At 67.2% G+C, this 13584-nt stretch carries 12 protein-coding genes and 1 pseudogene; 9 read left to right on the plus strand and 4 right to left on the minus strand.

All coding sequences use genetic code 11. The annotated features are described in order from the left end of the window. The first annotated feature begins 2 nt into the window (after positions 1-2). The 5 genes from coaA to BHK69_RS04920 all read left to right on the plus strand — a co-directional run bounded on the left by coaA (position 3) and on the right by BHK69_RS04920 (position 4011). Positions 3-977: a type I pantothenate kinase gene (gene coaA / locus BHK69_RS04900; protein ID WP_069693379.1), complete on the plus strand. Its 975-nt coding sequence runs from the start codon at positions 3-5 to the stop codon at positions 975-977. A gap of 7 nt (positions 978-984) precedes the next feature. Further along, positions 985-1512 carry a DUF1697 domain-containing protein gene (locus BHK69_RS04905; RefSeq protein ID WP_069689131.1) on the plus strand — a complete coding sequence of 176 codons (528 nt, stop codon included), beginning with the start codon at positions 985-987 and terminating at the stop codon, positions 1510-1512. A 185-nt stretch (positions 1513-1697) separates the two neighbouring features. Beyond that, entirely contained in the window at positions 1698-2153 is a 456-nt protein-coding gene (locus BHK69_RS04910) for a YqaA family protein (RefSeq protein WP_244548398.1), read from the plus strand. Between the two features lie 73 nt (positions 2154-2226). Next, positions 2227-2577 carry a RidA family protein gene (locus BHK69_RS04915; protein WP_069689132.1) on the plus strand — a complete coding sequence of 117 codons (351 nt, stop codon included), beginning with the start codon at positions 2227-2229 and terminating at the stop codon, positions 2575-2577. A 111-nt stretch (positions 2578-2688) separates the two neighbouring features. Further along, complete coding sequence (locus BHK69_RS04920) at positions 2689-4011, plus strand: hypothetical protein (protein ID WP_069689133.1); 1323 nt, start codon at positions 2689-2691, stop codon at positions 4009-4011. Between the two features lie 31 nt (positions 4012-4042). Here BHK69_RS04920 and BHK69_RS04925 read toward each other — a convergent pair whose 3' ends face one another. Continuing rightward, positions 4043-5194 carry an aminotransferase gene (locus BHK69_RS04925; protein ID WP_069693381.1) on the minus strand — a complete coding sequence of 384 codons (1152 nt, stop codon included), beginning with the start codon at positions 5192-5194 and terminating at the stop codon, positions 4043-4045. A gap of 369 nt (positions 5195-5563) precedes the next feature. On the opposite strand from BHK69_RS04925, the gene BHK69_RS04930 reads away from it, so the two are divergent. From BHK69_RS04930 to BHK69_RS04940, 3 genes are all read left to right on the plus strand, one after another. Further along, positions 5564-7042, plus strand: coding sequence for a cobyric acid synthase (locus BHK69_RS04930; RefSeq protein ID WP_069689134.1), 1479 nt, complete (start codon positions 5564-5566; stop codon positions 7040-7042). Between the two features lie 171 nt (positions 7043-7213). Further along, positions 7214-7810 carry a TetR/AcrR family transcriptional regulator gene (locus tag BHK69_RS04935; protein WP_069689135.1) on the plus strand — a complete coding sequence of 199 codons (597 nt, stop codon included), beginning with the start codon at positions 7214-7216 and terminating at the stop codon, positions 7808-7810. A 60-nt stretch (positions 7811-7870) separates the two neighbouring features. Further along, positions 7871-9832, plus strand: coding sequence for a nucleoside-diphosphate sugar epimerase/dehydratase (locus BHK69_RS04940; protein ID WP_069689136.1), 1962 nt, complete (start codon positions 7871-7873; stop codon positions 9830-9832). Here BHK69_RS04940 and BHK69_RS04945 read toward each other — a convergent pair. Both BHK69_RS04945 and BHK69_RS04950 read right to left on the minus strand, forming a co-directional pair. Further along, positions 9759-10685 carry an NAD-dependent epimerase/dehydratase family protein gene (locus tag BHK69_RS04945; protein ID WP_069689137.1) on the minus strand — a complete coding sequence of 309 codons (927 nt, stop codon included), beginning with the start codon at positions 10683-10685 and terminating at the stop codon, positions 9759-9761. The genes BHK69_RS04940 and BHK69_RS04945 overlap by 74 nt on opposite strands. Continuing rightward, positions 10678-11703 (minus strand): MraY family glycosyltransferase, encoded by a 1026-nt coding sequence (locus BHK69_RS04950; RefSeq protein WP_244548399.1) that lies wholly within the window; start codon positions 11701-11703, stop codon positions 10678-10680. Before BHK69_RS04950 ends, BHK69_RS04945 begins: the two co-directional genes overlap by 8 nt. 328 nt (positions 11704-12031) lie before the next feature. Between BHK69_RS04950 and BHK69_RS04955 the strand changes: the two genes are divergently transcribed. Continuing rightward, positions 12032-12493: an MmcB family DNA repair protein gene (locus tag BHK69_RS04955; protein ID WP_069689138.1), complete on the plus strand. Its 462-nt coding sequence runs from the start codon at positions 12032-12034 to the stop codon at positions 12491-12493. Positions 12494-12611: 118 nt separating this feature from the next. Here BHK69_RS04955 and BHK69_RS04960 read toward each other — a convergent pair. After that, positions 12612-13573, minus strand: a pseudogene (locus tag BHK69_RS04960) (LysR family transcriptional regulator). Between the last annotated feature and the right edge of the window lie 11 nt (positions 13574-13584).

Here is a 13584-nt window from a genome sequence, read left to right on the forward strand (position 1 = left end):
TCATGGACCAGCGTCTGATCCCTGCCCCGGCCGATCCCGAGCTGGGCTCGCCCTATCGCAGCTTCACGCGCGATGAATGGGCGCACTTGCGCGCCGACACGCCGCTGACGCTGTCGGTTGACGACCTGACCAAGCTGCAATCGATCAACGACCCGATCTCGCTGGACGAGATCGTGGCGATCTACCTGCCGCTGTCGCGCCTGCTCTCGCTTTATGTCGCGGCCACGCAAGGCCTGTTCAAGGCGACGCAGCGCTTCCTGATGGCCGAGGCCGAGGTCAAGGTTCCCTATATCATCGGCGTCGCCGGCTCGGTCGCCGTCGGCAAGTCGACCACGGCGCGCGTGTTGAAGGCGCTGCTCTCGCGCTGGCCCAACACGCCCAAGGTCGAGCTCGTCACCACTGACGGCTTCCTTTTGCCCAATGCCGAGCTGGAGCGGCGCGGGCTGATGCAGCGCAAGGGCTTTCCCGAAAGCTATGACGGCTCGGCGATCCTGCGCTTCCTCTCCGACGTCAAGGCCGGCAAGCCGTCGGTCTCCGCCCCGGTCTATTCGCATCTGGTCTATGACGTGATGCCGGGCGAGGAGGTCACGGTCGAGCGGCCCGACATCCTGATCCTGGAAGGCCTGAACGTCCTGCAGCCGAGCCGCATGCCCAAGGACGGCAAAGTCATCCCCTTCGTCTCGGATTATTTCGACTTCTCGGTCTATCTCGACGCCGACGAGAACGATCTGCATCGCTGGTACGTCAACCGCTTCATGACCTTGCGCCAGACCGCCTTCCGCGATCCGCGCTCCTTCTTCCGCAAATATGCCGAGATCGACGAGGACGAGGCGCTTTCGATCGCGGAGAAGCTCTGGAGCGGCATCAACCTGCCGAACCTGCAGGAAAACATCCTGCCGACCCGCCAGCGCGCCAGCCTGATCCTGACCAAGGGCGCGAGCCACCGCATCCAGCAAGTGGCGCTGCGGCGGCTGTAGAGCCGGCATGACGACCTATGTCGCCCTTCTGCACTCGATCGTGCTCGGCCCCGGCAAGCGGCTGGTGATGGCGGATCTGAAGGCTATGGTGGCGGCGCTCGGCTTTGGCGATACGCGCAGCTGGGTCGCCACCGGCAATCTGATCTTCGAGGGCGAGGACGAGCCCCTCCCCGCAATTGAGAGCCGATTGGAAGCGGCTTTCCGTACGCGTTTCGGCAAGCATGTCGATATCATCCTGCGCACGGCGCAGGCCTGGCGGCGGCTTGCCGCCCAAAATCCCTTCCCGGAAGGGAATAGCGCCGATATCGGCATCCGCGTCATGCGAAGCCCACTCGGCCCGGACGCCTTGTCCAGGCTCGGCAGGATCGCCACGCCCGGTATTGGGCTCGCCCTCGCGGACGGTGATTTATGGATCGATTTCGGCGGCAAACCGAGCGAGACGAAGCTGCTCTCGCATCTGACGACCAAAAAACTCGGCATCGGCACGCTGCGCAACGCCAACACCGTCAATGCGCTTGCCAGGATGCTGGACTGATGCCCTGGCCAGCGAGAGCATCGGCCCGAAAAGTGGAATGCGGTTTTCGGAAGAAGCCGATGCAAAATCAAAGAGCTACAGCATCGGACCGAATACGATATTCGATCCGATGCTGTAGAGCGTTTTCGAGCGAAGTGGATACCGGTTCGCGTGAAGAAAACGCGGCGCGATAGGAACTTTTGGCGGTGTTGGAGCAGCTCGATCTTTCCGCTCTCGGTCTGATGGCGGGCGCGGCCTTCATTGCCGCGACGCTGCTGCCGGCGCAGTCGGAGATTGTCTTTGTCGGACTGCTGGCGGCCAAATCCGTCGCGCCGCTGGCTTTGTTCCTGGTCGCGAGTCTCGCCAACACCGCAGGCTCTGTCGCCAACTGGTGGCTCGGCCGCTTGATCGCCCATGGCGGCGTCGAGCGCCTGCCGGCAAGGCTGCGGCCCGACCCGGACAAACTCGCCAGGGCGCAGCGCGGGTTCGCGCGCTTCGGCTGGCCGTCCCTGCTCTTTGCCTGGCTGCCTGTCCTGGGTGATCCGCTGACATTCGTGGCGGGCACGCTGAACTATCCGCTTGGGCGTTTCATCGGGCTCGTGCTCCTCGGCAAGGCGGCGCGCTATGGCGCGCTCTGGGCCGGCTGGACGACGCTGGCCTGACGGCCTGCCTTAGCGTTTGCGAAAGCTTCCGGCTCGGGCTACCAGCAAACGCCCTTTTTCAGGAGACAAGAGCATGAGCATTCAGCGCATCGGCGTCGGCCCCCGCATGTCCAAGGCCGTCGTTCACGGCGACACCGTCTATCTCGCCGGCCAGGTTGCCGACAAGGCGGCCGGCAAGAGCGTCGCCGAACAGACCTCCGATATCCTCGGCATCATCGATTCGCTGCTGGCCGAGGCCGGGACCGACAAGACGAAGCTGCTGATGGTCAACATCTGGCTGGCCGACATGGCGACCTTTGCCGAGATGAACGGTGTCTGGGACAAGTGGATCGTTGCGGGCGCGACACCGGGCCGCGCCACGGTCGAGGCCAAGCTCGCCGCGCCGCAGTTCACGGTCGAGATCGCGGTCATCGCGGCCAAGTAAGACGTCGCCAAGTAAGGCGCCAGCGCCAAGCCGGGACGGGAGGCAGCCATTAGTCAGTCCGAGGAGCTCGCGCCGCTCCTGGCGCGCGTCGCCGGGCGATACGGCCTGCCGATGGTGGTGCTGCCGGCCATGGTTGCCGACTGGCTGCGCCGTCCCGGCTCTGCGCCTCCCGGGGAGGCGCTGCTGGAGCGCAGGGCGGTGGATTTCCTCGCTCTGGCCGGCCGGCTTGGCGCGCCGCTCGGCGACAAGGAAACCCGTCGCCTGCGCAGCGAGGCGGCGTCTGCGCTTGCAGACGGACGCTTCGCCGACGCAGATAAGGCGCTTGCTCAAGCTGAACTCCATTCGATTGGAGGCGCGAGCGATCTCTCGACGCTGCCGGTCGCGCAGCGGCTCCGGATCGGCGAGAATCGGGCCGACCGCGCGGGAATCAGCTTCCTGCGAACGACGCCGGAGGCCTATCGCGAGGCCGCTGGCCGCTATGGCGAGGCGTCCGCCCTGATCGGCCTCGCCGATGTCGACCGCAGCCGTGCTGTCGCGCTCGCCCAGGCGAAGGCGCTGGCGCGGCTCAGCGAGGATTTCGGTGGGCGCGACGGCTATGATGCCGCCGTGACCGTGCTGCACCGTTTGCTCGAAGGGCTCGACAGCCTGGAGGACACGGTTGCTTTCGCTGGCGCGCAGGACGCGCTCGCCGCCACACTTGAAGCTCTCGCCGAGATTGCCGGCATGGAAGATCTCCGTGTCGAGGCGCTTGCGCGCTGCCGGGCGGGGGTGGAGCACCTCCACCGCGACGAAGCGCCGCTCCTCTGGCACGCGCTGACGGTCCGCTTCGGCCGGCTTGCCGTCACGATCGGTGAATCGCGCGAGGACGATGCGCTGCTGGAGGAAGCGGTCACGGCGCTCGCCACGGTCCTCGCCGTCTGGGATCGCAACCGCGACGAGGCGCGCTGGCTTGAGGCCGAGCACATGATCTCGCGCGCCCGCGCCGCGCTCGGCGGACGCCGCAACGACCTCGCTCTGCTCGAGCGCGCCTTCAACGGTTTCAACCGGGTTGCCAAGGCGGTTGACCGCGCCCGGGAGCCTTTGCGCTGGGCCGAACTGCAGGACCAGATGGGCGGCGTGCTTGTCGCCATGGGCGAGCGCTACCGCGATCCGGTCGTATTCGAGGAGGCGATCGCCGTCTTCGCCGCAGCTCTTGAGGAGCGTCGGCGCGAGAGCGTGCCGCTGCTCTGGGCGACGAGTTCAGCCAATCAGGCGCTGCCGATGATGCGGCTTGCGGAACGGCGCAAGGACGCGGCTCTCGCCAGGCAGGCATTGACGCAGATCGCCGTCGCCATCGAGGCCATGCGCTCGGCCGGCTTCGCCGCCAATGCCAAACATCTCGAGGCGCGCCTGATCAAGGCCGGCGCGCTGGTCGAGGCGCTGAACAAGGCTTGAGAGCGGGGCTTCCGCCCCCCGCAAGTGGCCGTCAGGCCGCTTTTCGCCAATCGGCCAGCCGCTCCAGCGCGGCGTCCAGGGTCGAATCATGCTTGGCGAAGCAGAAGCGCACCACGGTCTTGACCGCTCCTTCCGCATAGAAGGCGCTGACCGGAATCGCCGCGACACCGTTTTCCATGACCAGGCGCTGGCAGAAGGCGACATCGTCGCTCTCCCCCAGCGCGCCGATGTCGACATTCAGGAAATAGGTGCCGACGCTGGGCAGGACGTTGAAGCCCAGCCCTGTCAGGCCGGCGGCGAAACGGTCGCGCGAGCGCTGGAAATCGGCGCGCATGCCTTCGAAATAGGAATCATCCTTGCCGAGTCCGTAGGCGACGGCGGCCTGCAGGTTCGGCGGCGTGGTGAAGGTGATGTATTGATGCGCCTTGGCCAGCACCCGCATCAGGTTCGGCGCCGCCATCACCATCCCGACCTTCCAGCCGGTCAGCGAGAAGACCTTGCCGGCCGAGGAGATCTTCACCGTGCGCTCGCGCATGCCCGGCCGCGACAGCATCGGCTTGTGCCTGTGGCCGTCGAAGACGACATGCTCCCAGACCTCGTCGCAGATCGCGACCGCATCGAACCGGACGCAGAAAGCGGCGAGCAGATCGAGATCGGCCTCGCTGAAGATCGTCGCGGTCGGGTTCAGCGGGTTGTTGAACAGCACGACGCGGGTCTTCGGCGAGAACGCCTTGGCGAGCGCCTCCTCGCTCAGCCCGAAGGCCGGCGGCGTCAGCGTCACGAATTTTGGAATGCCCCCGGCGCGGCGCACCAGCGGCACATAGGCGTCGTACATCGGTTCGAACAGCACGACTTCGTCGCCCGGCGTGATCAGGGCCATCAGCGCGCCGGCGATCGCCTCGGTTGCGCCCGAGGTCACCATCACCTCGGCGTCGGGGTCGAGATCGAGCCCCTGCCAGCGCTTGAAATGGGTTGCGGCGGATTGGCGCAGCTCGGGCAGGCCCATCATCGGCGGATATTGGTTCCAGCCATTGATGACCGCATCGGCCGCCTTGCGCCGGACATCCTCGGGGCCGGGGTCATCGGGAAAGCCCTGGCCGAGATTGACGGCGCCGGTCTCGCGCGCGAGCCGCGACATCACCTCAAAAACGCTGGTCTGCAGGGCGGAGAAGATCGGGTTCATCGTCATCGGGCCGGCTCGAGCGAAGCTGTTCTGGGCGAAAGCAGGCAGGGCCTCTACCATGCCATGGGCCGCAGCGCATCCCGGATGGTCAAGCGAGGATTCGTGGATTGGCCCGGCGGAATATGGAGTGATGAATGTTGACATTCGTCAGCGATCAATGCTTATCTGTCCAAGCCGGTTCACGACGGGCGCCCGCGGCGGCTTCGCCCCTTTGACGTTGCGGGATATTGGCGTGAACCGGTGACCCCCCTTTTTTGCACCGCGTCTTCAGAGACTGCTGCGGCTACTGCCTGCAGCTCTCGGCGACGGTGCGGGCATGATGCCGAAAACCGGCTCCCCCTTTGCGCGGGCATGCTCTAATCACAGCGCATGAGCTTAGCGCGCACCCCCGCAATCATGATCCTGGGCACCGGCTCCAATGTCGGGAAATCCCTGATCGTCGCGGGGCTTTGCCGCCTCTTCACCGATCGCGGGCTGAAGGTCGCGCCATTCAAGCCGCAGAACATGTCCAACAATGCGGCGGCGACGCCGGGCGGCGAGATCGGCCGCGCCCAGGCCCTGCAGGCCCGCGCCGCCCGCATCGCGCCCCATGTCGACATGAACCCGGTGCTGCTCAAGCCCGAAAGCGAGACCGGCAGCCAGATCGTGCTGCAGGGGCGTGTCGCCGGCCATCTGGCGTCTGGCGACTATGCCAGGCGCGGCGACTTCCTGCCTCAGGTGCTGGAAAGCTTCGAGCGATTATGCGCTGGGGCCGATCTGGTCATCGTCGAAGGCGCGGGCTCGCCGGCCGAGACCAATCTGCGCGCGCGCGACATTGCCAATCTCGGCTTCGCCCGTGCGGCCGGCGTGCCTGCGATCCTGATCGGCGACATCGATCGCGGCGGCGTCATCGCCAGCCTCGTTGGCACGCATGCGGTGCTGGAGGAGGCCGATCGCGCCATGCTCCGGGCCTTCGCCATCAACCGCTTCCGTGGCGACGCCAGCCTGTTTCGCGCCGGCGTCGAGACGATCCAGGCCGCGACCGGCTGGCCCTGCCTGGGTGTCGTGCCCTGGTTCGCGGAAGCCGCGAGGCTGCCGGCGGAGGACGGGCTCGACCTGCGCTCGGGCGCGCGCAAGCCCGGCGCCGGCCTGAAGATCGCGGTTCCAGTGATGCCGGGCATCGCCAATTTCGATGATCTCGATCCGCTGAAGTCCGAGCCCGGCGTCGATCTCGTCCTGGTCCGGCGTGGCGAGGTGCTGCCGGGCGACGCGGATCTGATTATCCTTGCCGGCTCCAAGACGACGCTGCGCGATCTCGCCGTTCTGCGCAGCGAGGGCTGGGATATCGACATCCTGGCGCATCGGCGGCGTGGTGGGCATGTGCTGGGCCTGTGCGGCGGCTATCAGATCCTGGGCCGTGTCGTGCGCGATCCGCTCGGCCTGGAGGGGCCGGCCGGCGAAGCTGCGGGGCTGGGCCTGCTCGATGTCGAAACGGTGCTCGATCGCGAGAAGACCGTGCGCGAGGTCGATATCGCCCATGCGGCGAGCGGTGCCAGCGGCCGCGCCTATGAGATCCATCTCGGCAGCACGCAGGGCGCCGACACCGCAAGAGCGCCGTTTCGCGTCGGTACCCGCTCTGACGGTGCAGCGAGCCCGGATGGCCGCGTCGTCGGCACCTATCTGCATGGCGTCTTCTCGGCCGATCCGGTCCGCACGGCCTGGCTTGCGGCGGTCGGCGGCGTTGCCTCTGAATTCTCCTACGAGGCCGATGTCGATGCCACGCTCGACCGGCTGGCGGACCATCTGGCGGCCCATCTCGATGTCGAGGCGCTTTTGGCGCTGGCGCGGCAGAGGGCCGGATTCGCCTGAGCCGGGTGCAATCGCCCGCTGTCCGGGGGCGATCGGCGGCAAGAATGTGCAATCGGCACCTTGCACAAATCGGCTAAAGTCTTTGTCTGTCATGAAGTTGACGAATGATGAAATTCGTCATACCAACAAATTCCGAAGACTGCCTGCCAATCAGCACATCGGACAACCGCGTTGAGCCATCCTGAACGCGATACCAGGCAAACCATCGTCGACACGGCCGAGCGCTTCTTTCGCGACATCGGCTACCAGAAGACGACGGTTGCCGACATCGCCAAATCGCTGCGCATGAGCCCGGCCAACGTCTATCGCTTTTTCGATTCGAAGAAGTCGATCAACGAGGCGGTGCTGGCGCGCTACAAGGGCGAGCACGAAGCGGCGCTGGCTGAGATCGCGGCTCAGGACCGGCCGGTGACTGACCGCCTGCGCGACATGCTGCAGACCTCCTACCGCATCAACCAGGCCCGCTATGCCGACCAGCAGCGCATGCATGAGATGGTCTGCGCGGCAATGGAGGAGAGCTGGGACGCGATCCTGGGCCATATCGCCCGGTTCGACGCCTTGATGTGCAAGGTCGTCACTGAGGGCGTCGAGAGCGGGGCGTTCCGGAAGGTCGATCCCGGTGAGGCCACCCGCTGCATCCGCACGGCGATGATCCGCTTTCATCACCCGCTGCTGATGTCGCAATGCTCGCGCATGCCGGGGCCCAGCATCGACGAGATGATCGACTTCATCATGGCCGCGCTGGAGCCGCCGGTCGGCGCCGCTTGAGCGGCTCCGGCCTCCGCTTGCGTTGACAAGCCCTCCGGGGAGCGGGATACCCCGCCTGCCATGGCCTCTTTCTCCAAACAGAATCTCAAGAAGCTCGCCGTCATCGTCCATGATCTCGTGGTCACGGCGCTGGCGATCTGGCTCGTCTTCGTCATCCGTTTCGAGAACTGGCAGCTCGCCGAGCATCTCAGGCTGCTGCCGCGCGGCCTGCCGTTCTTCGTCGCCTATGCCGGGCTGGTCTACTGGTTCTTCTCGCTCTACCGCTCGAAATGGCGCTTCGCCTCGCTGCCGGACCTGTCGAACATCGTCAAGGCGGTCTCGATCCTGAGCCTGACCCTGCTCGTGGCCGACTATGTCCTGGTTGCGCCGAACCTCTATGGCACGTTCTTCTTCGGCAAGATCACCATCGCGCTCTACTGGCTGGTGCAGAACGCGCTGCTCGGCGGCCCCAGGCTCGCCTATCGCTATTTCAAATACTCCCGCTCCAAGCACTTGGCGCAGCGCGGCCAGACCCTGCCGGCGCTGCTGCTCGGGCGCGGCGTCGAGGTCGAGATGGTGATCCGCGCCATGGAGGCCGGCACCATGCGCAATCTGCGGCCGGCCGGCATCCTGTCGCCGCGCGCGGATGATCTCGGCCAGTCGATCCGCGGTGTTCCGGTGCTGGGCCTGCTGGCGGAGATCGAGACGGTGGCGTTGGACGCCGCCGAGCGCGGCGAGCCTTTCCGCCGCATCGTCGCAACGGCGAGCGCGCTTGTTCCCGAAGCCGAGCCCGATAAATGGCTGGCGCGCACGCGCAAGCTCGCCTTGCCGATTTCGCGCGTCGACAGCCTGGGCGAGGGCATGCGCGACACCGAGCTCGCACCGCTCGAGATCGAGGATCTGCTGGTTCGCCCCACGGTCACGATCGATCGCGAGCGCCTGGGCTCCTTCCTGAAGGGCAAGCGCGTGCTGGTCACCGGCGGCGGCGGCTCGATCGGTTCCGAGATCTGCCTGCGTTGCGCCGCCTTCGGCGCCGCCGAACTGCTGATCGTCGAGAGCTCGGAGCCTGCGCTCTTCCAGATCACCGAGGAGCTCATCGCCCAGGGCCACCAGACCGTGGTCAATGGCGCGCTGGCCGATGTGCGCGACCGCGCCCGCATCACGCCGCTCTTCACCGCCTTCGCGCCCGACATCGTCATCCACGCGGCGGCGCTGAAGCATGTGCCCTATCTGGAAGCCGACTGGACGGAAGGCATCAAGACCAACGTCTTCGGCTCGGTGAATGTGACGGACGCCGCGATCGCGGCCGGCGCCAAGATCTTCGTGCTGATCTCGACCGACAAGGCGATCGAGCCCGTCTCGATGCTGGGCGCGACCAAGCGTTTCGCCGAGATGTATGTCCAGTCGCGCGATGCCGAGTTCGTCGCCGCCGCCGCCGGCATGCGGCTGGTCGCCGTGCGCTTCGGCAATGTGCTGGGCTCGGTCGGTTCGGTGGTGCCGAAATTCAAGGCGCAGATCGAGCGCGGCGGTCCGGTGACGGTGACCGATCCGGAGATGATCCGCTATTTCATGACGATCCGCGAGGCCTGCGATCTCGTCCTGACCGCCGCCTCGCATGCACGCGGCGACGAGCCCGAGGCCGAGCGCGCCGCCGTCTACATCCTCAAGATGGGCCAGCCCGTCAAAATCATGGACCTGGCCGAGCGGATGATCCGGCTGGCCGGCTATGAGCCCGGCATCGATATCGAGATCGCGGTCACCGGCGTCAGGCCGGGCGAGCGCCTCAACGAGATCCTGTTCGCGCGCGACGAGCCCAAGGCCGAGACGGGGCTCGACGGCGTCATGGCGGCCAAGCCGATCTTCGCCGGGCGTTCGCGCATGCAGGGCTGGCTGGCGCGGCTCGAAGTCGGCATCAAGAATGACGAGCGCGCCGCCGCCGAGGCCATCCTCGACGAGGCGATCCCCGATTTCAGGCTGCGGGCGAAGCCGCAAGCCGGGCCAGAGCTGCCGGTATCGCGACCCGCGGCCGCCAACCGGCCCTGAGCAGAGCGTCCGGCGCGGCGATGAGCCCGCCGCTCAGCTTGGCGAAGGCGTCCTGCTTGCCGGCAAGACGGGCGGCAAGGCCGAGCCATCGTGCGGGCACGGGAATCAGTCCGGGTTTGCGCTCCAGGCCCGCCCGCATCGCCGTGATGATCTCCGCGACGCTGATCGGCTCGGGATCCGAGACGATATAGCTCCTGCGGGACGGGCAGGCCGGCGTCAGTGCGAACAGGATCGCTTCAGCCAGGTTCTCCACCGCCAGCAGCGAGCGCGGCGCGTTGAGCCCGCCGAGCGGCAGGGGCAAGGGCAGGCGTGCGAGCCTGAGCAGCGCCGCCATATTGGCCTTCACGCCCGGCCCGTAGATCAGAACCGGGCGCAGGCTCACCCAGTCGAGATCGAGCCCGGCCAGGCCTTGCTCGGCGGCGAGCTTGGAGCGGCCATAGGCGTCGTCGGGCGCCGGGCTGTCGTCGTCGCGTAAGGGCGGTCCGTCGAAAGCCCCGCTCAGCGCCTTGATCGAGGAGAGATAGATCAGGCGCGCGATGCCCGCTTGCCTGGCGGCTTCAGCGAGATCCAGCGTCGCCTGCGTGTTGATCTGCCGGTAGAGCGCCTCATCGAGGCCGGGGCCGGCATGGGCGAGCCCGGCCATATGCACGACATGGTCGACGCCTTCCAGCGCGGCTCGCCAGTCGATGGGCGCGCTCATGTCGCCCGTTACGACGGTTTCGATGCCGGGTGGGGCCGCGGTGGCGCGGCGCTGCGTCAGTCGCAGGCGATAGCCGGCATCGCGCAGCGCCGCGACGACATGTGGTCCGACGAAGCCGCTCGCGCCGGTCACGAGGATACGCGGCTCAGCCATGGGTGGCCTTCGGGCGGGCAAAGGCGCGCAGCAGAGCCGCGGTCAGCAGCAGTGCCACTGCAAGGCAGGCGAGTTGTCCCCAGAGGCCGGGGATACGCAGGCTGAGCGCGGCCAGCGCGATCAGGACCAGGTTCAGGATGGCGATCCGCGTGACGATGCCGAGCACGCTGAAGCCGTTCGTGGTCGCCTGCTGGTAGAGATGCGAGCGATGCGCCTCCCAGATTTTTTCGCCACGCGCCAATCGGCGCAGCAGTGTCAGGGTGGCGTCGCAGAGATGGTAGAGCGGCAGGATCAGTGCCGCCGCAAAAGCGCCGCTTCCGGCGAGCCTGTAGAGCAGATAGGCCGTGAGCAGGCCGATCGGCAGCGAGCCGACATCGCCGAGGAAGAGCCGGGCGCGGGGCTTGTTGAAGGGTGCGAAGCCGATCAGCCCGCCGCAGAGCGCCGCCGCCAGCCAGCCGCTGCCCAGATCGAGCGCGCCCGCCTGTCCAGCCAGCGCCAGGGCGCCGGTCAGGGGCACGATGCCGGCGATGGTGATCCAGTCGATCCCGTCCATGAAGTTGACGAGATTGACGAACCAGATGCCGGCCAGCAGCGCCAGTGCTCGCTCCAGCACAAGCGGCATGAGACCGGGAAACAGCCGCAGGCCCGGCGCAGCATAGACGACGACGAGCCCGACGCAGGCCGCTTGCAGCACGAGCCGCAGGCTCGCCGGCAACGGCCGGATATCGTCCCAGGCGCCGACGATGGCGAGCAGAATCGCAGCAGCGCCGACCAGCAGGAGATCGTTTTGCGCCCCGGCCGGGAGTGGGCCGAGCAGAAGGCCGGGGCCGAGCGCCAGGAAAGCTCCGGCCAGGACCGCGATCCCGCCGCCCTGCGGCGTTGGGATGCTGTGGCTGGAGCGTGCATTGGGGCGCGCCAGCGCATAGCGCGTGAGCAGCGGCCGCAAGGCGACGCAAAGCACGGCCGACATGGCGGCCGCGGCGATCAGGATCAGGAGGGGGGCGAGAAAGCTGTCCAAGGCGGCGGCACCATAAGCAAGTCGAAGCAAATGCCTAGAGGGTGATGATCGTCGCGCCTCACGTTTCAAGACAGAGCGCGCCGTCATCCTGGGCGACCGCAGGTCGTCCCGGATCCATCGTAGAGCGTCACTCTCGGGCGATATCTCTCAAGACAACACTTGGCCCCGAGAATCTCATGACCAGAGTGCTCTGGTTTAGGAGATGGTCGGGTCAAGCCCGACCATGACGCGCTTCGGCGAGGATGGCAGCGTGGCAGTCGGGCTCCAACACACCTGCTGAAAGAAATTTCGACTTGCCGCGCCGGGCACAAACAGGGAACATGGGGCCATGTCCCTGACCGACGCCCGCCTGAACCCGCCACCGACGCGGCCCGACATCACCCGCGCCGTCTGCCGTGGCGCGGGCCGGCATCTGCGCGAGCGCGGCTACGCCATCGTCAAGGAGATGACCTTCGCCAATGGTCGGCGCGGCGACATCGTCGCGCTCTCGCCGTCGGGTGAATTGCTCGTGGTCGAGGTCAAATCCGGGGTCGAGGATTACCGCGTCGACGGCAAATGGCCGGATTATCGCGACTATTGCGACGGCTTCCTCTTCGCGGTCGCGCCGGAATTCCCGCGCGAGATCCTGCCCGAGGACGTCGGGCTGATCGTCGCCGACGCCTATGGCGGCGAGATGCTGCGCGACGCGCCCCGCCACCCGCTCAGCGGCGCCAGGCGCAAGGCGCTGACCATCGCCTTCGCCAAGCTGGCGGCTGGACGATTGGCACTGCTGGAGGATCCAGGGCTTTAGGCCGCTTTCTGTTCTGCCGAGACCGTCATTGCGAGCGCAGCGAAGCAATCCAGGAGGGCTCGCTCGACATCCCCCTGGATTGCTTCGTCGCTGGCGCTCCTCGCAACGACGGTCCCGGCTAAGTGGCGACAGCCTCGGCGACGCCGGCGCGCTCCTGCGTTGAGGCCTCGGGCGGTGCCGTCAGGTCCACCGTCTCGACCAGGAAGTCGATGAAGGCGCGCACGCGGGCTGGCAAGCGGCCGCCATGGCCGACATAGACCGCGTTGATCTCCTCGACATCGCCGGGATTGAAATCCTCCAGCACCGGCACGAGCCGGCCGGCCGCGATGTCGTGGCCGACATGGAAGAGGGAGAGCCGCGCCAGCCCCTGCCCGTTCAGGGCGAGTTGCCGCGCGCTTTCGCCGTCGCCGACCGTGACGCGGCCATGGGCCGGGAGGAGAGGCGCTTGCCGTCGAGACGGAACAGCCATTCGTCGCAATGGCGAGCGAAGTTGAAGGTGATCAGGTCGTGCCGTGCGAGATCGGCGACGCTCCTGGGCGCCGGGTGGCGGGTGAGATAGTCGGGCGAGGCGACGATCGCCATCGCGGCTGCGCCGAGCTTGCGCGCCACGAGCTGCGAGGGGCGCATCGGCCCGACCCGGATCGCGACATCGGCGCGCTCGTCCATCAGGTCGATGACCTGGTCGGTGATGGTGATGTCGAGCTGCACGCCGGGATGGGCGGCCATGAAGCGCGGCGCGAGCGGCAGCAGGTAATGCCGGCCGAAGGGCACGTTCGAATTCACCCGCAACCGTCCGCGCGGAATCTGGCAGGCGGCGACCGAGCGCTCGGCCTCGTCGAGATCGGCCAGCACGCGCAACGCCCCGGCATGAAAGGTCGCGCCCTCCTCGGTGAGCTGGAGCTTGCGGGTCGAGCGGATGATCAGGCGCACGCCGAGCCGCGCCTCGAGCCGCGCCATCAGCTTGCTCACCGCCGAGGGCGTCATCCGCAGGGAGCGCGCCGCCGGCGAGAAGCCGCCGAGCTCAACCACCCGCGCGAACACCTCCATCTCGCCGGAGCGGTTGATGTCTGGCCGCGGCATGATGACTTCAC

Source organism: Bosea vaviloviae, assembly GCF_001741865.1.
Lineage (GTDB): Bacteria > Pseudomonadota > Alphaproteobacteria > Rhizobiales > Beijerinckiaceae > Allobosea > Allobosea vaviloviae.